This is a genomic window from Humibacter ginsengisoli (assembly GCF_054780095.1).
Genome location: NZ_BAAGWZ010000011.1, coordinates 580602 through 602215, shown reverse-complemented (window position 1 = coordinate 602215; position 21614 = coordinate 580602). Strand labels below are relative to the sequence as shown.

Annotated in this window: 20 protein-coding genes; 7 read left to right on the top strand and 13 right to left on the bottom strand. The window is 67.4% G+C overall.

Features of this window, described 5'->3' with window-relative positions; translation table 11 throughout:
- Positions 1-72: 72 nt before the first annotated feature.
- The 7 genes from ACYVI5_RS17015 to ACYVI5_RS16985 form a co-directional block, all read right to left on the bottom strand.
- A complete protein-coding gene (locus ACYVI5_RS17015) occupies positions 73-1173 on the bottom strand; it encodes a substrate-binding domain-containing protein (protein WP_460581275.1) in 1101 nt (366 codons plus the stop codon).
- Between the two features lie 118 nt (positions 1174-1291).
- Positions 1292-2617: a multiple monosaccharide ABC transporter permease gene (gene mmsB, locus ACYVI5_RS17010; RefSeq protein WP_460581274.1), complete on the bottom strand. Its 1326-nt coding sequence runs from the start codon at positions 2615-2617 to the stop codon at positions 1292-1294.
- Positions 2614-4137 (bottom strand): multiple monosaccharide ABC transporter ATP-binding protein, encoded by a 1524-nt coding sequence (gene mmsA / locus ACYVI5_RS17005; protein ID WP_460581293.1) that lies wholly within the window; start codon positions 4135-4137, stop codon positions 2614-2616. Before mmsA ends, mmsB begins: the two co-directional genes overlap by 4 nt.
- 290 nt (positions 4138-4427) lie before the next feature.
- On the bottom strand, positions 4428-5672 hold the full coding sequence (locus ACYVI5_RS17000; protein WP_460581273.1) for a sugar ABC transporter permease: 1245 nt from the start codon (positions 5670-5672) through the stop codon (positions 4428-4430).
- A 5-nt stretch (positions 5673-5677) separates the two neighbouring features.
- The gene (locus tag ACYVI5_RS16995) at positions 5678-6574 is read right to left on the bottom strand and encodes a sugar ABC transporter ATP-binding protein (RefSeq protein ID WP_460581272.1); all 897 of its coding nucleotides are present in this window, start codon (positions 6572-6574) and stop codon (positions 5678-5680) included.
- Positions 6571-7668 carry a type 1 periplasmic-binding domain-containing protein gene (locus tag ACYVI5_RS16990; protein ID WP_460581271.1) on the bottom strand — a complete coding sequence of 366 codons (1098 nt, stop codon included), beginning with the start codon at positions 7666-7668 and terminating at the stop codon, positions 6571-6573. The genes ACYVI5_RS16995 and ACYVI5_RS16990 overlap by 4 nt, the downstream gene beginning before the upstream one ends.
- Positions 7665-8879: an ROK family transcriptional regulator gene (locus tag ACYVI5_RS16985; RefSeq protein WP_460581270.1), complete on the bottom strand. Its 1215-nt coding sequence runs from the start codon at positions 8877-8879 to the stop codon at positions 7665-7667. The genes ACYVI5_RS16990 and ACYVI5_RS16985 overlap by 4 nt, the downstream gene beginning before the upstream one ends.
- Positions 8880-9052: 173 nt before the next feature.
- Between ACYVI5_RS16985 and ACYVI5_RS16980 the strand changes: the two genes are divergently transcribed.
- From ACYVI5_RS16980 to ACYVI5_RS16965, 4 genes are all read left to right on the top strand, one after another.
- On the top strand, positions 9053-9496 hold the full coding sequence (locus tag ACYVI5_RS16980; RefSeq protein ID WP_460535363.1) for a MarR family winged helix-turn-helix transcriptional regulator: 444 nt from the start codon (positions 9053-9055) through the stop codon (positions 9494-9496).
- 154 nt (positions 9497-9650) lie between these two features.
- Positions 9651-10283 (top strand): NAD(P)-dependent oxidoreductase, encoded by a 633-nt coding sequence (locus ACYVI5_RS16975; RefSeq protein ID WP_460581269.1) that lies wholly within the window; start codon positions 9651-9653, stop codon positions 10281-10283.
- Between the two features lie 131 nt (positions 10284-10414).
- A complete protein-coding gene (locus ACYVI5_RS16970; protein WP_460535367.1) occupies positions 10415-10972 on the top strand; it encodes a hypothetical protein in 558 nt (185 codons plus the stop codon).
- A 2-nt stretch (positions 10973-10974) separates the two neighbouring features.
- Positions 10975-12285: an FAD-dependent oxidoreductase gene (locus ACYVI5_RS16965; protein ID WP_460581268.1), complete on the top strand. Its 1311-nt coding sequence runs from the start codon at positions 10975-10977 to the stop codon at positions 12283-12285.
- A 44-nt stretch (positions 12286-12329) separates the two neighbouring features.
- Here ACYVI5_RS16965 and ACYVI5_RS16960 read toward each other — a convergent pair whose 3' ends face one another.
- The 4 genes from ACYVI5_RS16960 to ACYVI5_RS16945 form a co-directional block, all read right to left on the bottom strand.
- On the bottom strand, positions 12330-14000 hold the full coding sequence (locus tag ACYVI5_RS16960; RefSeq protein WP_460581267.1) for a CocE/NonD family hydrolase: 1671 nt from the start codon (positions 13998-14000) through the stop codon (positions 12330-12332).
- Positions 13997-14392 (bottom strand): DUF1304 domain-containing protein, encoded by a 396-nt coding sequence (locus tag ACYVI5_RS16955; protein WP_460535371.1) that lies wholly within the window; start codon positions 14390-14392, stop codon positions 13997-13999. The genes ACYVI5_RS16960 and ACYVI5_RS16955 overlap by 4 nt, the downstream gene beginning before the upstream one ends.
- 107 nt (positions 14393-14499) lie before the next feature.
- Positions 14500-15504 (bottom strand): MDR family oxidoreductase, encoded by a 1005-nt coding sequence (gene acuI / locus ACYVI5_RS16950; protein ID WP_460581266.1) that lies wholly within the window; start codon positions 15502-15504, stop codon positions 14500-14502.
- 77 nt (positions 15505-15581) lie between these two features.
- Entirely contained in the window at positions 15582-16046 is a 465-nt protein-coding gene (locus ACYVI5_RS16945) for a hypothetical protein (protein WP_460581265.1), read from the bottom strand.
- Between the two features lie 119 nt (positions 16047-16165).
- Between ACYVI5_RS16945 and ACYVI5_RS16940 the strand changes: the two genes are divergently transcribed.
- The 3 genes from ACYVI5_RS16940 to ACYVI5_RS16930 all read left to right on the top strand — a co-directional run bounded on the left by ACYVI5_RS16940 (position 16166) and on the right by ACYVI5_RS16930 (position 19504).
- A complete protein-coding gene (locus tag ACYVI5_RS16940) occupies positions 16166-17425 on the top strand; it encodes a multidrug effflux MFS transporter (protein WP_460581264.1) in 1260 nt (419 codons plus the stop codon).
- Between the two features lie 42 nt (positions 17426-17467).
- Positions 17468-18511 (top strand): NAD(P)-dependent alcohol dehydrogenase, encoded by a 1044-nt coding sequence (locus ACYVI5_RS16935; protein ID WP_460581263.1) that lies wholly within the window; start codon positions 17468-17470, stop codon positions 18509-18511.
- Between the two features lie 117 nt (positions 18512-18628).
- Positions 18629-19504, top strand: a complete 876-nt coding sequence (locus ACYVI5_RS16930) for a helix-turn-helix transcriptional regulator (protein WP_460581262.1) — start codon at positions 18629-18631, stop codon at positions 19502-19504.
- Here the strand turns inward: ACYVI5_RS16930 and ACYVI5_RS16925 are convergent.
- Complete coding sequence (locus ACYVI5_RS16925; RefSeq protein ID WP_460581261.1) at positions 19490-20776, bottom strand: sugar ABC transporter permease; 1287 nt, start codon at positions 20774-20776, stop codon at positions 19490-19492. The genes ACYVI5_RS16930 and ACYVI5_RS16925 overlap by 15 nt on opposite strands.
- Positions 20773-21525 (bottom strand): sugar ABC transporter ATP-binding protein, encoded by a 753-nt coding sequence (locus ACYVI5_RS16920; protein WP_460581260.1) that lies wholly within the window; start codon positions 21523-21525, stop codon positions 20773-20775. Before ACYVI5_RS16920 ends, ACYVI5_RS16925 begins: the two co-directional genes overlap by 4 nt.
- Between the last annotated feature and the right edge of the window lie 89 nt (positions 21526-21614).

Here is a 21614-nt window from a genome sequence, read left to right as displayed (position 1 = left end):
AGGCGCAGCGACCTGCCGACGCAAACGGGGCCGCCCGCGCGAACGCGGACGGCCCCGAGGTGACGCGCGAGCCTACTGGTTGGCGGTGGCCAGCTGCTCGAGGGTCGAGTTGTTGGCGTACGCCTTGACGGCGTTCTCCTTGGTGACGAGAACCGGCGTGAGCGGCTTGTACGGAACGGTGATCGTGCCGTTGTACGCGTTCGCCTTGTCGTTGTACACGACACCGGCCGGCTTCTTCTTGCCGGCGGCGAGGTCGTCGATCAGGTCGACCGCGGCCTTCGCCTCCTCGTCGGTGTTCTTGTAGATGGTCGAGTACTGCACGCCCTTCATGATCAGCGGGATCGACGCGGTCTCGGAGTCCTGACCGGTCACGATCGGCACCGGAAGACCGGCCTGCTGAACGGCCGTGATGATCGAGCGGCCGAGCGTGTCGTTCGGGGAGAGAACGCCGTCGAGCTCGGTGCCGCTCGAGTACGTCTTCGTGATGATGTTGGTCATGCGGGTCTGGGAGTTCTTCGGGTCCCAGTTGTCCGTCTGCACCTGCTGGAAGGATGTCTGCCCCGACGGCACCTTCAGGTCGCCCTTGTCGATCAGCGGCTTGAGCACGCTCATCGCACCGTTGTAGAACACCTTGGCGTTGGCATCCGTGTTCGCGCCGGCGAAGATCTCGATGTTGTACGGACCGTTCGGCTTCTTGGCCTTCATGCCGTCCAGCAGCGCCTGAGCCTGCAGCTGACCCACCTTGTAGTTGTTGAAGGCGGCGTAGAAGTCGACGTTCTTCGTGTTGAGGATGTTGCGGTCCCACGCGATGACCGTCGCGCCGGCCTTCTTCGCCTGGGCGACCTGCGTGCCCAGCTGGCTGCCGTCCTGCGCCGCGATCACGATGACCTTGTCGCCCTTGGTGACCATGGACTGGATGACGTTCTGCTGGTCGGCGACGCTCGCCGAGTACTGAACGTCGGACTTGAAGCCGGCATCCTTCAGCGCCTTCTCGAACGACGCCTTCGCGAGCACCCAGTTCTGCGACGTCTTCTGGGGCAGGGCGACGCCGATGGTGTCACCCTTCTTCACCTCGGAGCTGGCGGAGTCGGAGCTGGCGCGGGACGAGCATCCGGTCAGCGCCACACCGGCAAGGGCCACGGCCGTGAGGCCGATGAGCAGTTTCTTGCGCATGTTGTTCCTTCTTGTTGTGGATTGCAGGGCGGCCGGTGGGGCCGCTCTTCTTCGAAAGCCGTCCGTTGCCTCTGGACGGCGCACGTGAATGGATGCCTGCGACGGGCACCGCAGCGGCCTACGACAGGGTGTCGACCTTCTCGACCTGCTCACCGGCGGGCTTGTCGATGCCCTGTGGCTGCGCGTCGATCGCCTCCTCGGTGGCGGTCGGCTTCTTGCGGCCGATGCCGATGCCGCGCAGCAGCAGCCCGACGATCGACGGCCGGCCCTGCGTCTTGTTGTAGACGTCGAACGCGACGGCGGCGATGAGCACCAGACCACGGATGATCGACACCCACGAGCTGTCGAGTCCGAGCAGCGACAGACCGTTCGAGAGGAACGCCATCACGAACGCACCGATGATCGAGCCGGCGCCGGTTCCCACGCCACCGAAGATCGCGGCGCCGCCGACGAAGACCGCGGCGATGGCATCCAGCTCCCATCCGGTTCCGTCGAACGGACCGGATGCCTGCGCGTTGCCGATGAACACCATGCCGGCGACCGCGGCCAGGATGGACATGTTCATCATCAGCAGGAAGTTCACCCGGCGGGACTTCACACCGGACAGCACAGCTGCGCTGGGGTTGCCGCCGACCGCGTAGATGTGACGGCCGAACACGGTGCTCGAGGTGAGGAAGCTGTAGAGCAGGATGAGCAGTCCGGCGATGATGCCGACGATGGGGAAGCTCGTGCCTACGCGGCCGGTGGCGAACAGGTACGTGGCGAAGATCGTGACACCGCAGAGCAGGACGAGCTTGACCACGCTCACCCACACCGGCTGCAGCTGCGCGCCCATCTTGACGCGCTTGCGGCGGTCGTGCAGCTCCTTCCAGATCAGCGCGACGATCACGATGAGGCCGAGGATGAGCGTGGGATTGCTGTAGCCGAAGTCCGGTCCGAAGTCGGGCAGGTATCCGTTGCCGATCCAGTTGTACGACGCGGGCGTCGGCACAGCCGTCGAGTTGCCCACCACCTGGTTCGCACCGCGGAAGATCAGCTGACCGGCGAGCGTGACGATGAATGCGGGCACGCGCACGTAGGCGACCCAGAACCCCTGCCATGCACCGACGAGCGCTCCGACGACGAGGCCGAGAAGCATCGCGACCCCTGCGGGCAGATGCCAGACGGCCATCGACTGTGCGACGACGACGCCGACGAACGCGGCGACCGAACCGACCGACAGGTCGATGTGGCCGGCGATGATGAGCATGACCATCCCGATCGCGAGGATCAGGATGTACGAGTACTGCTGCACCATGTTGATCACGTTCGTGGGGTCGAGCGTGTAGCCGCCGGTCCAGATCTCGAAGACGAGGATGATCACGACCAGCGCGATGATCATGCTGTACTGGCTGATTCCGCGACCCCCGGTCAGGGTGCGCAGGCCTTGGGAGAACTTGCTCATGCTGCTTGTCCGGTCTTTCGGGTGGAGGTCATGCTGACCATGAGGGATTCGGGGTTGGCCTCTTCTGCCGGCAGCACGTTCGTGATCTGGCCCTCGAAGATCGTGTAGATGCGGTCGGACATGCCGAGCAGCTCGGGCAGCTCGGAGGAGATCAGCACGATCCCCTTACCCTGCGCGGCCAACTGGTTGATGATGTTGTAGATCTCGTACTTGGCGCCGACGTCGATGCCTCTCGTCGGCTCGTCGAGGATGAGCAGGTCGGGGTCGGTGAACATCCATTTCGCCAGCACGACCTTCTGCTGGTTGCCGCCGGAGAGCTTGCTCACGCCCTCGTCGACCGAGGTCGCCTTGGTGCGCAGCGCCTGCCGGTATTCCTCGGCGACCTTGTACTCGAGCAGGTCGTCGACGACGCCTCCGCGCGAGATCTTGTCCAACCGTGCCGAGACCGTGGCTCGCTTGATCGTGTCGAGCAGGTTCAGCCCCAGCGTCTTGCGGTCCTCGCTCACGTAGCCCATGCCGTGCTGGATCGCCTCATGCACGTTCGCGACCTTGATGCGCTGGCCGTCCTTGTAGATCTCACCGCTCAGGTACGTTCCGTAGCTGCGCCCGAACACGCTCATCGCCAGTTCCGTGCGCCCCGCGCCCATGAGGCCTGCGAACCCGACGATCTCGCCGCGGCGCACGAAGAAGCTCTCGTTCTTGCACACCAGGCGTTCCGGGTCGACCGGGTGCTGCACAGTCCAGTCGCGCACCTCGAAGAACGTCTCGCCGATGTTCGGCGTGCGCTCCGGGAATCGGCTCTCCAGCGAGCGCCCGACCATTCCGCGGATGATGCGGTCCTCGTCCACGCCACCGGCTGCGACATCCAGAGTCTCGATGGTCTTGCCGTCGCGGATGATCGTGATCGAGTCGGCGACGCGCTCGATCTCGTTCAGCTTGTGGCTGATCATGATCGACGTCATGCCCGACTTCTTGAAGCCCAGGATGAGATCGAGCAGGTGCTGCGACTCGGCCTCGTTGAGCGCCGCGGTCGGCTCGTCGAGGATGAGCAGCTTGACGTCTTTATGCAGCGCCTTCGCGATCTCCACGAGCTGCTGCTTGCCGACGCCGAGCGTCTTGATGGGGGTGTCGGGGTCTTCCCGAAGGCCGACGAGGTCGAGCAGCTCGCGGGCGCGCTTCTGCGAAGCGACCCAGTCGATGCGGCCGAACCGGGTGATCTCGTTGCCGAGGAACAGGTTCTCGGTGATCGAGAGCTCGGGAATGAGCGCGAGCTCCTGATGGATGATCGCGATTCCGGCGGTCTCGCTCTGCTTCGTGCTCGAGAAGCGAACTTCGTCGCCCTCGAAGACGATCTGGCCCTCGTACGTGCCGTACGGGTAGACGCCCGACAAGACCTTCATCAGCGTCGACTTGCCCGCGCCGTTCTCGCCGCAGATCGCGTGGATCTCGCCGCGCGCCACGGTCATCGTCACGTCCGAGAGTGCGACCACGCCGGGGAAGCGCTTCGTGATCTCGCGCATTTCCAGAATGGGGGCGGTTGCCACGGATGATCCTCTCGCTGTGCGGGGCGAGGCATCCGTGCGTCAGCTCTGACTGCCTGACGCGGGGGTTCGACGCCCTCGTCCCGTGGTGCTGCGGCCGTACCGGCCGCTTCGTGTTGCCTCGGGTGCGGCAACGAAACGCCACGCTAACACAACTGCGTTCATGTGTTGAACACAAGCGCGAAAATGAGCACGCGACGAGGTCCGCGGCTGAACGCAATCAGGTCTAGGCGAGCGCGCACGGCCCGTGAATGCACGGTATTCGCGGGTTATGCACGCCCGTGAGTCACGCGCGAGCGTCTGGAAAGTGAATCCACGATGACGGCGAGCAGCAGCACGGCCCCGGTGATGATGTAGCGCACCGAGGCGTCGAGGTTGAGCAGGGTGAGCCCGCTGGAGATGGCCGAGATGACGAGCACGCCGAGCACGGCGGACCATGCGCTGCCCCGGCCGCCGAACAGGCTGGTGCCGCCGATGATCGCTGCGGCGATGGCGTTGAGGTTCGTGTCGGCGGACCCGGTGAGCGTGGTCGCCGAGCCGAGGCGTGCCGCGGAGAGCACGCCGCCGAGTGCCGCGAGCGCCGAGCAGATCACGAAGGCCGTGATCAGGGTGCGGGTGACGGGCAGGCCGGCGCGGCGCGCGGCATCCACGTTCCCGCCGACCGCGAAGACCGATCGGCCCCACCGCGTGCGCCGCAGCAGATACGAGACGACCACGACGAGCAGAAGGAAGAGCACCGGCATGATCGCGGTTCCGCGGTCGAGCGAGAGGTACCAGACCACGATGCAGAGCGCGATCAGCAGCGACGCCGCCTTCACGATCGTGACCGACGGATGCTCCGCCGGCAGCTGTGCGAGCATCCGTCTGTGCCTGCGCGCCAGCCCCGTGCCGAGCACGGCCAATGCGGCGACGCCCACGATGATGTACGCCACCCATGGCGGCAGGAACCACGTGTTCGCGAACTGGACGAGCGGGTCGGTGAACGGGATGTTGATGGATCCGCTCGGCCCGAGCAGCGCCAGCTGCACCCCGAGGAACGAGAGCAGTCCGGCGAGCGTGATCAGGAAGCTGGGCACACCGAAGCGGGTGAGCAGGAACCCGTAGAACGCGCCGATCGCCGCGCCTGCCGCGATCGCCGCCAGCACGCCGACGATCATCGGCCAGCCCAGCCGCATCGCGAACACGCCCACCACAGCGCTCGCAAGGCCGCTGACCGAGCCGACCGAGAGGTCGATCTGCGCGACCAGCAGCACGATGACCGTTCCCAGCGCGATGACGCCGAGCGGAGTCGCCTGCAGCGTGAGGTTCACCAGGTTCCCGGGCGCCAGGAACCGCGGGTTGAGGGCCTGGAACAGCACGGCGATGACGATGAGCCCGAGCACGACGGGGAGGGAGCCGAGCTCGCCGTCGCGCAGCCGGCCGAGGAACCCGGATGCCATGTCGCGCAGCGTGTAGGCCGCCCCCGGCTCCGCCTGGCCGCGTGCCGGCCTGCGCGGAACTGCCGCGCGATCCATCGCGTTCATCGGCCGCCCTCACCGGGGAACGGAGAGTCGCCGCTCTCGTCGCCTGCTCCAGCATCGCCGAACGGTCCGTCGAGGAGACGGTCGCGTGGATCGTCTTCCGGGGTTCCCTCCTCGAGGTTCAGCACGCCCGTGATCGACGCGATGATGTCTTCGTAGCTGAGATCGGGTGCCCTGAAACGCCCGTTCACCCGACCGAGCCGCAGCACGATCACCCGGTCCGCGACCGCTTGAACGTCGGCCATGTTGTGGCTGATCAGCACGACGCAGTGCCCGCGGTCGCGCAGCAGCTCGATGAGGTTGAGCACTTCCGCCGTCTGCGCGACGCCGAGTGCGGCGGTCGGCTCGTCGAGGATGACGACGGTCGGCTCCCCGATCAGCGAGCGGGCGATCGCCACGGTCTGACGCTGGCCTCCGGACAGCGTCGCCACGGGCATCCGCACCGAGGGGATGCGCGCAGACAGCTGCCGCAGCAGTTCCCACGAACGCTGCTCCATCGCCTCCTCATCAAGAGGCCCGTTGCCGAGCTCCTGCCCGAGGAACAGGTTCGCGACCACGTCGAGGTTGTCGCACAGGGCGAGATCCTGGAACACGGTCGCGATACCCAGCTCGCGGGATGCCGCCGGCGTCGGGATCGAGACCGTGCGGCCCTCGTAGGCGATGCTGCCCGAATCCGGCGGGTGCACCCCGGCGAGGATCTTCACGAGCGTCGACTTGCCCGCGCCGTTGTCGCCGACGAGCGCGACCACCTCGCCGCCGTAGAGGTCGAGGTCCACATTGCGCAGCGCCTGGATGTGCCCGAACGACTTGCTGATGCCGCGCATGCTGACGACGGGTTCGAGCGCTCCCGCCAGCCGGGCGGCATCCGCGCTCAATCCAGCGTCTCCCCCGCTCATGAGATGGCGTGCTCCTTGCAGTAGGTCTCGTACGCGGGCGTGCAGATCTCGGCGACGGTGTGGAACCCGCTGTCGATCACCACCTTCTTCACGTTCTGCAGCGTCACGGTGACCGGTTTGAGCGTCACGGTCGGCACCGGCTTGCCGGAGACCTTCGTGGTGGTCGTGCCCCTCGGATGCCCGCCGCGCACGATCGTGAGTGCGGCATCCGCGGCGATCTGCGCCTGCTGCCTGATCGGCTTGTACACGGTCATGTACTGGGTTCCCGCGATGATGCGCTGCACGGCGGCCACTTCGGCGTCCTGCCCCGTCGTCGGCGGAACCGGGCGCACGCCTGCCGCCTGCAGGGCGGCGATGGCACCCTGAGCGAGGCCGTCATTGGCCGCGTACACACCCGTGATGCGGGTGCCGAACTGCGTGATCTGCCCGGCGACCCAGGTCTGCGCCTCCGATCCGGCCCAGTCCGGGGTGTCGTACTCGGCCAGCACCTTGTAGCCCGACGAGTCGATCACCGAGTGCGCGCCCTCTTTGTAGGCGCGGGCGTTGTTGTCGGTCGGAGATCCGTTGACCATGAGGATGCCCGACCCGGCGGGCACGTTCAGCTCGCGCAGGCGGTCCACGAGTGCCTGCGCCTGGAGCACTCCCACCCGCTCGTTGTCGGCGGAGACGAAGAACGACAGGTCGGGGCTGTCGATGATGCGGTCGTAGGCGATCACCGGCACGCCCTTGGCGACCGCCTCGTTGACGATGGATGCCGCAGCCTCACCGTCGACGGCATCCAGAACCAGAACCGCGACCCCCTGGGCGAGCATCGACTCGGCCTGCTGCTGTTGTCGTGCTGCGTCGGCGGAGGCGTTCTGGTAGGCGACGCTGCAGCCCGGGCACTTGTCGTGGATGCGTGCCTCGAACGCCGGCCGGTCGGCCGATTCGTAACGGGTGTTCGTGGAGTCGGGCAGCAGCAGCCCGATCGTGGCGTGCGCCGGGTCGATGGCGGCGTGCGAGGTATCGCCGGGCGCCACCGCGTTGGAACACCCGACGAGGGCGAACACGCAGGCGGCGACCGCGAGCAGCGAACCCGCGCGGAGCGCCTTCATTCCGCGATGTCCTCCACCGGTGTCGACTCGTCGGACTGGATTTCCTCGGGCTGAATGGAGACGCGGTCGACCGCCAACGCGACGGCACCCATGGCGGCTGCGCCGGGGCCGAGCTGGCCCTGCACGATCTCGGGTGCGAACGTCGTGCCGGCCAGCACGGCCCGCTCCACCTCGCGCCGCATGGGGCCCAGCAACAGCTCTCCCGAGCGACCCAGCTCGCCGCCGACGACGATGCGTTCCGGATCGAGAAGGTTGCACAGGTTGGCGGTGGCGATACCGATGGCGGTGCCGGCGTCGGCGATCGCGCGGACGGCATCCGCATCGCCCGACATGGCGCGCACGATCACGTCTTGCAGCTTGATGCCGCGGCCCGCCGACTGGAGGCGCTGGATGAGCGCGCTTCCGCCGGCGATCGCCTGCACGCATCCGCGGTTGCCGCACTCGCACACCGGGCCGTCCTCCTGGATGACGGTGTGCCCGAGCTCGCCCGCCATGCCGCCGTGGCCGGAGTACACGCGTCCACCGAGCACGAGCCCGGCGCCGATGCGGTCGCCTACGTCGATGAACACGACGTCGTCTTTGCCGCGGGCGGCGCCCAGCCGCAGTTCGCCGAGGGCGGCGGCGTTGGCATCCGTGTCGACGAACACCGGGCGCTTGAGGCGTTGCTGCAGCACGTCGGAGACCTCGACGCCGTCCCATCCGCGCAGGATGCCCCGCCGCGCGATGCGCCCGGTGCGGCGGTCGACGGGTGCCGGGAGCGCGACGCCGACCGCGAGCAGGTCGAGCATGCCGGCTCCGGCGGACTCGAGCATGTCGGCCAGCAGCAGCATGACGCGGTCGAGCTCGTTGTCGGCGCGGTGGTCCTTGGCGAGCGGCATGTGCGACTCGGCCACGACCGTGTAGGCGACATCCGAGATGGAGATGCGCAGGTGCCGTGTGGAGAAGTGCACACCGGCGACGAGTCCGAGCGCGTGCGCCAGCGTGACGTGCTGGGCGCGGCGACCGCTGCGGGTGCCAGGTGCGGTGTTCAGCACCCCGGCGCCGCTGAGCTCCTTGACGATGTTGGAGACGGTCGCGGGGGAGAGGCCGGTGAGCCCCGCGAGCTCGATCTGGCTGAGCCCTCCGTACTTCTTGACGGCGTCGACGATTCGGCCGCGATTGGCTTCACGAAGTGAAGTCTGCGACCCCGGCGTTCGACGGGCGGCTACCACGGATTCACCCTACGCGATACCACCTCTGCACGGGCAGGGTGAACACCTATGAAGTGTCGCCATGTGATCAGCAGAAGACGCCGCGCGCCGGTGGCTTGTCATCCGGGCCTCCAATCATCGCAGTAGTCAGATATCTTTACTGGATGGGCCGGGTGAACGGAGACGATAGCGACATGGATGACGAGCAGTCGGCCGATCTCGGGGTGTTGCTCTTCATCCCGTACCGATACACCGAGGATCGGATGTTCCGAGCCCTGCAGGATGCCGGGTTCGATGACTGGACGCTCGCGCAGTGCCGGGTCTTTCAGCGCGTCGCCCCGGATGGGTCGCGCCTCACGGATCTCGCGGACCAGGCGCAGATGAGTAAGCAGAGCGCCGGAGTGCTCGTCGATCAGCTCGAACGCCTGGGCTACGTTCGCCGGGCCCCTGATCCCACGGATGGCCGAGCCCGATTGATCGTGATCGAGCCGCGCGGCCGGCGAGCCGTCGAGGTGGCCAAGTCGACGCTCGACGAGATCCTCTCCGAGTGGAAGGCCTATCTCGGCACCCGCAACTTCACCCTGTTGCACCAGATCCTGACCCAGCTCCGCGAGATCACCGATCCCTACCGGCGCTGAATCCTCCCACCTTGACAATGGTCAGAAATCCTGACTAATATAGTCAGATATCCTGACGACTCTCCGTTGATGTGCGGGCAGTTGCCACTGCGCGGGGGCCGGCGAACGACCGCTTGCCTGAACGCCATTCATCCCTCGACGGAAGACGAAAACCATGAAGTTCCTTGTGCTCGGAGCAACCGGCCGCACCGGCGTTCACCTCGTCAAGAAGGCGCTCGATCAGGGGCATGAGGTGACCGCTCTGGTTCGGAGGGCAGACGCCGCTCTCGACCCGCGCGCGCAGTTCGTCACCGGCGACGTCACCGATGCCGCTGTGGTCGCGAACGCGGCCAGAGGGCACGCCGCGATCATCAGCGCCCTCGGGGCGAAGAACGTCCGCGAAACCCCGACGCTGGTCACCGACATGGTCCGCGCCGTCATCACGTCGGCGAAGGTTTCGGGCGTGAACCGTTTCGTCCTCCTCTCCGCATTCGGCGTCGGCGACTCGCTCGCCAGAGCGTCGTTCCTTGCCGGCCTGATATTCCGCACCGCGTTGCGACGCAAGTACACGGATAAAGCTGCATCGGAAGTGCTGCTGAAGGCGAGCGATCTGAAGTGGACGATCGGGTACCCGGGTGCTCTGAACGACCGAGAGGGCACTCGATACCACTCGGAAGTTCTCCAGCACGTCACGAAGCTGCCGATCTTCCCTTCGACCTCCCGCGCAAATGTCGCCGACTTCCTGCTTCGCTCTGCCGTCGAAGGCGCCTTCGTCCGTCAGACAGTCGTCGTCACCGACGCCGAATAGGTTCGAAACCCGGGTCGCCGCGGAGTGGGGTGGAGTGCGTTCACGGCGCACAGAGGCCTCAGTTCGGTAACGTCTCGCATCGCCGCGAGCACATGCCTCGACGGCTCAACGTGACCCGGCAGACTAGTGACATGGCCGACTTCCACGTGTACCGCGATCGTCTTGAGATCCGCCTCACCCGTGCGGAGAAGCTGCTATCCCTACGACGCGACGACATCGTGGTGCCGCGCGACAACATCCGCTCGGTGGCCATCACGGCCGACCCGTGGATCTGGATCCGCGGCGTGCGCGCGCCGGGCAACAGCATCCCGCTGACGCTCGCCGTCGGCACCTGGAAGTTCCACGGCGGCAAGGACTTTCTCGTGCTCAAGGGCAAGCAGCGCTCGGCCGTCGTGATCGACATCGAGCAGCCGGATGCGCGGGGCTCGGAGGATCCGTCCGGGGACGAGTCCGCGTCGTCGGATGCCGCGACACCCGCACCGTCGTCGCCTCCGGAGGTGGCGGCCGACGCGCTCGCCGGCGGTTCAGGCGCGCTGCCCGGAGCGGCGGAGAGCCTGCCCGGCTCGGGCGAGGTCGCCGACGGCTTCTCGCGGGTGATCGTCTCGACACAGCACGCCGCGGAACTGGTCGAAGCGCTGCGTGAGATCCATCCCGGGTCCGACGGCCCTGCCGACGAAGTGATCTCGTAAGGATGGCACGGGCTCCCCGCTCGAAGCCGGGCACGAGCGCGCCCGTTCGCATCGACGTCGACTGCTGCATCGTGGGCGGTGGCCCAGCTGGCGTCATGCTCGGGATGCTCCTTGCTCGCGCCGGAGTGCAGGTCGCCGTCCTCGAGAAGCACGGCGACTTCCTGCGCGACTTCCGTGGCGACACCATCCACCCGTCCACGCTGCAGGTGCTCGATGAACTGGGCTTACGCGACGCGTTCCTCACACTGCCGCACACCTCCGTCTCCACGCTCGACGCCGTCGTGGACGGCACGCGCATCACCCCCGTCGACTTCGACAGCCTGCGCGGGCGCAACGACTTCCTCGTGCTGATGCCGCAGTGGGACTTCCTCGACTTCCTCGCCGAGAACGCGAAGGCGTACCGCGGCTTTCGGCTGCTGATGAACACGGATGCGACGCAGCTCGTCACCGACGACACCGCCGGCGGTCGCGTGACCGGGGTGCGGGCGACCGGACCCGACGGACCCGTCGAGGTGCACGCTGCGCTCACGGTCGCCGCGGATGGTCGCGATTCCGTGCTGCGGGCGGCATCCGGACTGCCGTCCACCGACTTCGGAGCGCCGATCGACGTGGTGTGGTTCCGGCTGCCGCAGCCGGCCGATCGCCCGCCCGACACGCTCGGCTACATCGACGAGCACCGCCTCGTGCTGACCATTCCGCGCGAGGGCTACTACCAGATGGGGCTCGTCATCCCGAAGGGCGGTTTCGATGAGCTGCGTCGCGAGGGGCTCGAGTCAGTTCGCGACGCGATCGTTCAGACAGCACCCTTCCTGGCATCGGTCGTCGGTGAGCTGAAGTCCTTCGACCAGCTCAAGCTGCTGTCGGTGCAGATCAACCGGCTCGAGACCTGGTGGCGTCCTGGGCTGCTCTGCATCGGCGACGCGGCGCACGCCATGTCGCCGGCCTTCGGTGTCGGCGTGAACTTCGCCGTTCAGGATGCCGTCGCGGCCGCGAACAGACTGGCGCCGCTGCTGTGCGGGGCCGGCTCGGCTGCCGGCGCACGGGCATCCGCTCTCGATGCCGCCTGCGCGTGGGTGCAGCGGCGACGGATGCCGCCCGTTCGCGCCATGCAGGCCGTGCAGCTGGCAGCGCACCACGTGATCAACGGCGCGGGCGTGCAGCTGCTGCCGTCGCCGCTCGGCGAGCCGCGACGCATCGTGCTGTCGGCGGTGCTCCCCGTGGTGCGGCGACTGGCCGCACGGATGATCGGCCGCGGCTTCCGCCCGGAGCACGTCGCGTCGCGAGTGCGCGGTGCAACGACCCGAGCTCACTGAGCTCCGTTCCGCATCTTCAGCCGGCGCCTGTGCTCAGTACCCGTTCAAGGGCTCGGGATGATCGGTATCTCAAGGCAGGATGGGCGCTCCGCGGACCAGTGGACGGTGAGCCCGCCCGCCTTGCTCCGCCGGTAGTGGGCGGGGAAGGAGCCGAAGAAGGGGTTGCGCGGCTCGAGGTACCGGCCCGCCAGGATCAACCGCAGGGAGTCTCCGGCGCGGAACAACGTGGCCGATGGGGTGAGCGGGATGCGCACCTCCACGACCTCGCCCGCGGCGACGGGCTCGAGCCTGCGGAACGTGTGCACGGGTTGATGCGGTGTGCTGCGTTTGGAGTCGAGCTCGCGCAGTGCGACACGAAGACGCCCGGATGCCACGCGGTCACGTCCGTAGCCGTACGAACCCTCGAATGGCACATATCGCGTGCCTGACCACTTCTCGACGCCTGCAAACAACTCGGGGTCGGCCGTTCCCTCGCACGACACCCAGAGTCTCAGCGACATCGGACCCGTGATCTCCGTGTCTTCGCGGAAGTCGTAGCGGAACGCCAGCGAACCGCGGCGCAGATCGAACGACGCGCTCCCGGCCGGGATGTCTCCGCCGCCTTCCCTGTACAGCGTGCGGCCTGCGAGGCGAAGGCCGGTCCACAGCGTCCGCTCCAGTGGCCACTCGTTCTCGGAGCGCACCTCGGCGACGCTGTCACCGGCATCCCGCACCTCCAACCTCATTCTCGGTGGGGCGGGCACATCGCGGTGCCGTAGGTAGCGGTCGAAGAACGCCAGCTGGGCTCGCTGGGCATCCTCGCCGTAGAACGTCGCCCACTTTCCGCCGCGATGCGCATACGCGAAGCGGTCCTTCGACCCGGCGTGCTGGAACGCCCGCATCGAACCGACACTGTGCAGATTGCCGTCGGAGAAGCTCGTGCAGACGAGCATCGGAACCGCGATCTCCGCGAGGTCGGGGGTCAGGGCATCCCACCAGTTGTCGCGAAGCGGATGTCTCCGACGCTCGGCTGCGAGATCCGTACCCACCCGGGCGACACGCTTGGTCAGGAACAGCCAGATGCGTGCAAAGCCGTTCTCGACGATCCCACCGGAGGTGAAGAAGTCGCGATACGGGTCGGTGAAGCCCTCCCAGGGGCAGATGGCCTTGAGCGACGGCGGATGCAGCGCCGCCGCCTTGTACTGCGAAATCGCAAGGTAGGAGACGCCGAGCATCCCGACATCGCCGGTCGACCACGGCTGTGAGCCGGCCCACTCGATCAACTCGTAGATGTCACGAGCCTCTTGATCGGAGAGGAGGTCGCCGGTGCCCTCGGAGTGCCCTCCGCCCCGCGTGTCAGCATTGACCACGGCATAGCCCTGCGACGTCCACCACGCTGGATCGGGCGCCTCCCAGCTGGTCTCCGCCGAGAAGCGGACCGGTCGCGACTGGTTCATGATGCGGTACTGCGGGCTGAACGACCAACCGCGCCGCCTCTTCTTCGGCAGCACGTCTTTGCCGTAGGGATGGGCGCAGAGGATCACCGGGACAGGCCCGTCGCCACGGGGCCGGTACACGTTGACGCGCAGCACCACGCCGTCGCGCATCACAACACCGACGTCGTGGTCCTTGACCAGATCGTCCGCCGGGTACACGGTGACCGGCGGTCGGATCAACGCGATCGCCCGCCGCCGTGCGTAGGAGAAGGCGCCCGGCCTGCGCCAGGGGGCTCTCACGTGGTGATCGGGTCGCTCAGGAAGATCAGCACGATGCCGGCGAGCGGCAGGATGCCCTGGATGATCGCCGCACGGATGTAGCGCGCACCAGTGGTCACGAGCACCACGGCGGCCAGCACCATGCAGGTCATCGTGAAGAAGACGAGCGTGAGCCCGACCACGTGCTGCCCGACGCCGTACGCGATGACACCGACGAGCGCACCGATCGCGAGGAAGAGGTTGTAGAAGCCCTGGTTGTACGCCATCGGCTTGGTGATGTCCGCGGATGCCTGATCCGGAACGGCGAACCGCTTCCACACGCCCGGCCTCGTCCAGAACACGCTCTCCAGGGCGAAGATCAGCACGTGGAGCACGGCGGCGAGTGCGACCACCAGTGTCGCGATCACGATCATGCGGTCAGCTTATGCCCGCGTTCAGGTCGCACTTTTCGTCGCCTCGCCCGGCTTGTAGCGACAGAAACTGCGACCTGAACGAGAGAGGATGGCCGGCGTGTGCGCCGTCACCGATGCACATCCACTACGGTGCGGCCTCGCACCTGCCCGGCCAGGATGCGGCCCGCGGCGCCGAGGGCATCCTCGAGTCCGATGGTCGTCGTCATGCTGTCGAGCAGGTGCAGGTCGAGGTCCCGGGCGAGGCGGTCCCAGGCATCCTGCCGTCGAATGCGCGGCGCCTCGACGGAGTTGATGCCGGCCAGGGACACCCCGCGCAGGATGAACGGCATCACGCTCGCGGGAAGGTCCGGCCCGCCGGCCAGCCCGCAAGCGGCGACAACGCCGCCGTACGAGGTCTGCGCCAGCACGTTCGCGAGCGTCGTGCTGCCGACGGTGTCGATCGCGCCCGCCCAGCGCGCCTTCTGCAGCGGGCGCCCGGGCTCGACGAAGTCGGCACGGTTCACGATGGCGGATGCCCCGAGCTCGCGCAGGTAGCCGGCCTCGCTGTCGCCCCGTCCGGTGGACGCCGTCACCGAGTATCCGAGCTTCGCCAGCACGGCGATCGCCACGGACCCCACGCCGCCGGCCGCCCCCGTGACGAGCACGTCGCCGGAGGAGGGCGTGACACCGCCATGCTCGAGGGCCAGCACGGCGAGCATCGCCGTGAAGCCCGCGGTACCGACGGCTGCCGCGTGGTGCAGCGTGAAGGCATCCGGAATCAGTACGAGCGCCTCGCCTCGAACGGCGGCACGCTCGGCGAGACCGCCGTTCAGCGACTCGCCGATCCCGTCGCCGTTCAGCACCACATGGTCGCCGGGCACGAAGCGCGGGTCGGCGGATGCCCGCACCCGCCCGACGAGGTCGATACCCGGAATGAGCGGCGACTTCCGGAGCACCCCGGGACGCCCTGCAAGTGCGAGTCCGTCCTTGTAGTTCAGCGCCGAGTACGCGACATCGACCTCGACGTCGGCCGGCTCGAGCGCGTCGTCGTCGAGCGTGCGAAGCCCGGCTTCGTGCTCGACGATCGCACCGTTGTCGATCTGCTGGGTCACCTGAAGCGCGCGAAACGACATGGGCTCAGGATAGGCGCCACCTCACGTCGCACGGGAGCTTGTCACAGCCCACCGAGCGTGGTATTCGGCAGGGTCTCCTAGGCGGTCGGCGGTGCGTACGCGCGGGCACGCGTGGCGAAGTACGCGTTCGCCGCAGGCACGTACATCAGCACGATCGCGACGATGACGATGACCACCTGGACAACGGACGAGAACGACGTGGAGTTGAAACCCGACGAGAACAAGGGCGTGATCGAGCCGATGACCGACAGGATGCCCAGGATCGTGAGCACCACCCGAGCCCAGTTGCGGCCGTCGCGCATCCGGTTCACGATGACGAGTTCGATGATCGCGACGATGAAGACGAGGATCGCGAAGATCAGCACGACCAATCCCACCGCCGCGCCGGCCACACCACCGACCGCCGCTCCCGCGCCGAGTGCGACGATGCCGACGAAGAGCGCGAAGATCGATCCGATCAGCGAGACGATCGCGCCGATCAACCAGATGACGTATGCCGCGGTGACGGCTCCCGGCCGCGGAGCGGGTGTAGTTGTGCTCATGACATTTCCCCCTGTCAGTCGCCGCACAGCCTACTCGGGGCCGAGCAAAAGGGGTTCTGCCGTAACCCGTATGACCGGGGCTCTCGCTACCGCGCGAGCGCTCGGCTGGGATGGAATTCATGAGCACCACCTCCCGCCGAATCGGTCCGGCGCTGTCCGCGTTGCTGATGGTGCTGACCGTGTTCGGCCCGATCTCGATGGATCTCTACCTGCCGGCGTTGCCCGCGCTCACGCGTGAGCTGGGGACGACGACGTCCGTCGCCCAGTTCACCATCACGGCCTGCCTGATCGGCCTCGCCGTCGGCCAGCTGATCGCCGGGCCGCTTTCCGATCGGTTCGGCCGCCGCGGACCGCTGCTGATCGGCATCACCGCGTTCGCTGCCGCATCCGCGCTCTGTGCGGTGAGCCCGACGATCGAGACGCTCGTCGTCGCCCGGCTGGTGCAGGGTCTCGCGGGAGCGGTCGGCATCGTCATCTCGCAGGCGGCCGGTCGCGACGTGTACGAGGGCGGTGCGCTGATCCGCTACTACGGGCGTCTGACGGTGATGGGCGGTCTCGCCGCGATCGTCGGACCCGTGATCGGAGGCCAGCTCGTGCGGTTCACGGATTGGCGCGGTCTCTTCCTCTTTCTCGCCGGTATCGGGGTTCTGCTGCTCGTGCTCTGCCTGGTGATTTTCCGCGAGACTCTGCCGGCGACCCAGCGCACAACCGGCGGACTGCGCCATACCGGCCGCGATTTCCGTCGGCTGCTGTCGGATCGGCTGTTCGTGGGCGCCGTTCTCATCACCGGGTTCGCCTTCGCAGCGATCTTCGCCTACCTCGCCGGAGCGACCTACATTCTGCAAGGCATCTACGGCCTCTCCCCGCAGGGGTACTCCGTAGCGTTCGGCGCCAACTCCGCGGGCGTGATGCTCTTCGGCTACCTCGGCGGACGGTCAGCAGAGCGTTGGTCGGAACGGGGAACGCTGGTCGTCGGCCTCGCCATGTGCGCTGCAGGTGCGCTCGGCCTCCTCGCCACGGGGCTGTTCGCGCTCCCGCTGCCTGTGGTGCTGGCATCCCTGTTCATCATGGTCTCCGGAGGTGCGGGCGCGACGGCGGCGCCGACCACCTCGCTCGCGCTCGCCGACTATCCGGAGCTCGCCGGAACGGCATCCTCCGTGTTGGGGCTCACCCGATACGCTTTCGGCGGTGTCGCCGCACCGCTGGTCGGCCTCGCTGGCGCGAACAACGTGCTTCCGCTCGGCATCGTGACCACCTGCGCCATCGGCCTGGCCGGAGTGACGTACGTCGCCCTCGTCGGGCGGGAGCGCAACCCGCGCATCGCCGACTCCGTCGCGTTCGCCGCTGTGGAGGCGAACCAGCGGGTGACGAGCGAATAGACGTCTCGCGACCCGCATCCACCAACCCATCAAGGAGAATCAGTGCTCACCGTCAACGCGTACGCCGCACCCACCGTCGACGCTCCGCTGGAGCCCGTCACCATCACCCGCCGCGACGTCGGGCCCAAAGACGTGCTGATCGAGATCAAGTTCGCCGGCATCTGCCACTCCGACATCCACACCGTGCGCGAGGACTGGGGGCCCGTCCAGCATCCGCTCGTGGTCGGCCATGAGATCGTGGGCATCGTCTCCGAAGTGGGGGCGGATGTCACCAAGCACGCCGTCGGAGACCGCGTCGGCGTGGGCTGCATGGTCGGCTCCTGCCGCGAGTGCGAGAACTGCCTCGCCGGTGACGAACAGTACTGCCTGAAGGGGATGACCGGAACGTACGGCGCCGTCGACGCCGACGGAACGATCACCCAGGGCGGGTACTCCACGCACGTCGTCGTCGACGAGGACTTCGTGCTGCGCGTGCCGGAGTCCCTCGACTTCGCCGCCGCCGCTCCGCTGCTCTGCGCGGGCATCACGACCTATTCGCCGCTGCGCCACTGGAACGCCGGACCGGGCAAGAAGGTCGCGGTGGTCGGCATGGGCGGGCTCGGCCACATGGCCGTCAAGCTCGCACACGCGATGGGTGCAGAAGTGACGGTGCTCTCCCGGTCGCTGTCGAAGAAGGATGACGGCCTGCGCCTGGGAGCCGACCACTACTTCGCGACGGAAGACCCCGGCACATTCGCAAGCCTTAAGGACGAGTTCGACCTCATCGTCAATACCGTCTCCGCTCCGCTCGACCTCGACGCCTACCTTTCACTGCTGCGCCTGGACGGCACGATGGTCAACGTCGGCGCCCCGCCGCAGCCGCTGCCGGTGACCGTGTTCACCCTGTTCCGCAACCGCCGCTCGTTCGCCGGATCCAGCATCGGCGGCATCCGGGAGACGCAGGAGATGCTCGACTTCTGCGCGGAGCACGGCATCGTGCCCGACACCGAGCTCATCGACGCCAGCTACATCAACGAGGCGTGGGACCGGGTGCTGAAATCGGATGTGCGCTACCGCTTCGTCATCGACGCCAGCACCTTCGCCTGAGCGGGGTCTCGTGCACGATTCGGGCCCGCGCCGCCGAAACCGGCCCCAGGCGGTCGCGGCAGTGCGGGCCTGAATCGACCAGGTCTGAAATCGAAGGAGAGGCCTACCGTGGGGATCATGGACAACAGGGTCGAGGTGCGCGAGTTCCTCGTCTCCCGTCGCGCGCGGATCACCCCGGAGGTGGCCGGGATCGACGCCGTCGGAACCCGGCGTCGGGTCAAGGGGCTCCGGCGTGACGAGGTAGCCCGGCTCGCCGGGGTGAGCGTCGACTACTACACGCGACTGGAGCGCGGCAACCTCTCCGGCGTGTCCGACAGCGTTCTCGACGCCATCGCCGGCGCGTTGCAGCTAGACCGTGCCGAGCACGACCACCTCTACGACCTGGCGCGAGCCGCAGCCTCGTCACGCCCGAAGCCGAAGCCGCCCATCCGCCAGGTACAGCCACCGCTGCAGTTCCTGCTCGACGCGATCACCGGCGCGCCCGCCTTCGTGAGCAACAACAGAGAGGACGTGCTGGCGGCCAACCTGCTCGGCTACGCCATGTACAGCGAGATGTTCCGCGGCAGCTCACGGCCCGCGAACTACTCGCGGTTCATCTTCCTCGATCCCCGCGCCCGCGACTTCTATGCGGACTGGGAGCGTGCAGCGAACACGAACGTAGCCATCCTGCGGCGCCAGGCAGGGCGGTTCCCGCACGACAAGAGCCTGGCCGAGCTGATCGGCGAACTCTCGATGCGCAGCGACGACTTCCGCACGCGGTGGGCGGCGCACAACGTGCACCGTCACTACACGGGAACGAAGCATTTCAGGCATCCGATCGTCGGGCCGCTCGAGCTCACGTTCGTGCAGACCGAGCTCGACGAAGACACCGGGCTCACGCTGACCGTGTACCCCGCTGTGCCGGGCAGCGAGACCGAGCAGGCGCTGAAGCTGCTGGCCTCGTGGGCGGCGACGGAGAACCTCGCCGCCCACGAGGTCTCACCTGCGGAATAGGCTGCCGCCGGCACGCACGCGAGAGACGGCATCCACCGTCGCCGCGAGGATGAGCACACCACCCGTCACGGCATAGTTCACGCCCGCAGGTAGATTCAGCAGGCCCAGCCCGTTCGTGATGATCGCGATCACGACCGCGCCGATCGCAGCGTGCATCAGGCGCCCGCGCCCGCCGAAGAGGCTGACGCCGCCGACCACTGCGGCGGCCACACCGCTCAGAACGATGGAGACACCGGCGGAGGGGTCCACCGAGCCGACCTTCGAGATGCTGAACAGCTGCGAGACGACGGCGAGGAACGAACAGATCACGAACGCCACCCAGCGGATCGTGATCACCTTCACGCCGGAGCGCCTAGCTGCCTCCGCGTTGCCGCCGACGGCATAGAGGTAGCGGCCGTACTTGGTGCGGTCGAGCACGAACGTGCCGATCCACAGAATGGCAAGCGTGATCGGCACGACGATCGGCACGCCCTCGACCTTGACGAACCCGGTGCCGCGGTTCTGGCTGAGCAGGCCGACGACGATGCCGCCGACGACGGCGACAGCGACCACCTTGATCCACACCAGGATGACCGCTCGGTTCGGAACGCCTGCCCTGCGCCGCCGTGCGCGATCCCAGAACGAGACACCCATCGAGATGAGCACCATGATCGCGAGCATGACCCAGCCGCCCCAGATGGGCAGGTTGTTGTTCATGATCGCGAGGATGGCCGGGTCCTGCACGTTGTACAGTCCGCCGTTGCCGATGATGATCAGCTCGAGGCCCTGGAACCCGAGGAACAGGCCCAACGTGACCACGAACGACGGGATGCCCACCCTCGCCACGAAGAACCCGATGAAGCCGCCGGTGGCCAACCCGATCGCGAAGCCGACGCCCAGCGCGAGCCAGGTGTTCCACTTCAGCACGTCGACCAGCACGATGAACGCGCACATGGCCACACCGCCGGTGACGCCCGCGGAGAGGTCGATCTCGCCGAGCAGGATGACGAACACCAGCGCCATGCCGAGCATGACGAGGGTGGCCGACTGCGTCAGCAGGTTGGCGAAGTTGCGCTCGGTGAGAAAGTACGGGCTCAGGATGGCGAACAGGATGCCGAGCACGACCAGGCCGCCGATGGCCGGAAGCGCCCCCATCTCGCCGCCGCGCAGGCGCTGGAAGTACGCCCGCACCTGGTCCCCGATGCCGCCCTCGACCCCGCTGCCGATCATGTCCGCGACCATCGGGTCGGGCAGCGCCTCCGTGGTCTCCGCTTCGCGCGCTTCAGTGCTCATGCCGGCTCTCCCGAATACGTCTTGCTTCCAGTGATGTAACCCACGACGTCGTCGTACGTGGTCTCGGATGTCGTCACGGATGCCACCATGCGGCCCAGGTAGAGAACACTGATGTAGTCGGCGACCTGGAAGACATCCGCCAGGTTGTGGCTGATGATGATGACCGCCACGTTCTGCTCGGCCAAGCGCTTCACGAGACCGAGCACCTGCTCCGTCTGGGCGACGCCGAGCGCCGCGGTCGGCTCGTCGAGGATGACCAGCCGGGAACGGTTGATCACGGACCGGGCGATCGCCACGGTCTGGCGCTGGCCGCCGGAGAGGGATGACACCTTCTGCCGCACCGACTTCACGGTGCGCACCGAGAGCTGGCGCAGCGCGCGGCTGGTCTCCAGCTCCATTCGACCCTCGTCGAACGTTCCCCACTTGGTCTCCTCGCGGCCGAGGAACATGTTCTGCACGATGTCGAGGTTGTCGGCCAGGGCGAGGTCCTGATACACGACCTCGATGCCGAGCCTGGATGCCTCGCGCGGGTTGTGCAGGTTGACCACCTCGCCGTCGAAGCGCACCTCGCCCCCGTCGTAGGGCTGCACGCCGGCCAACCCCTTGATCAGCGTCGATTTGCCTGCGCCGTTGTCGCCGACCAGGGCGGTCACCTTGCCGGGGTAGGCCTTCAGGTCGACGCCCCGCAGCACGTCGACGGGGCCGAAGCTCTTCGTGACTCCCGTCAGCGAGATGAGCGGCTCATCCATGTCGGGTTCCTTTCATTCGGATGACCATCGCGAGCATTCAGGCTCGCTCTGCATGACCGCAGGGGGCTTCGCGGACCGATCGGTCCCTT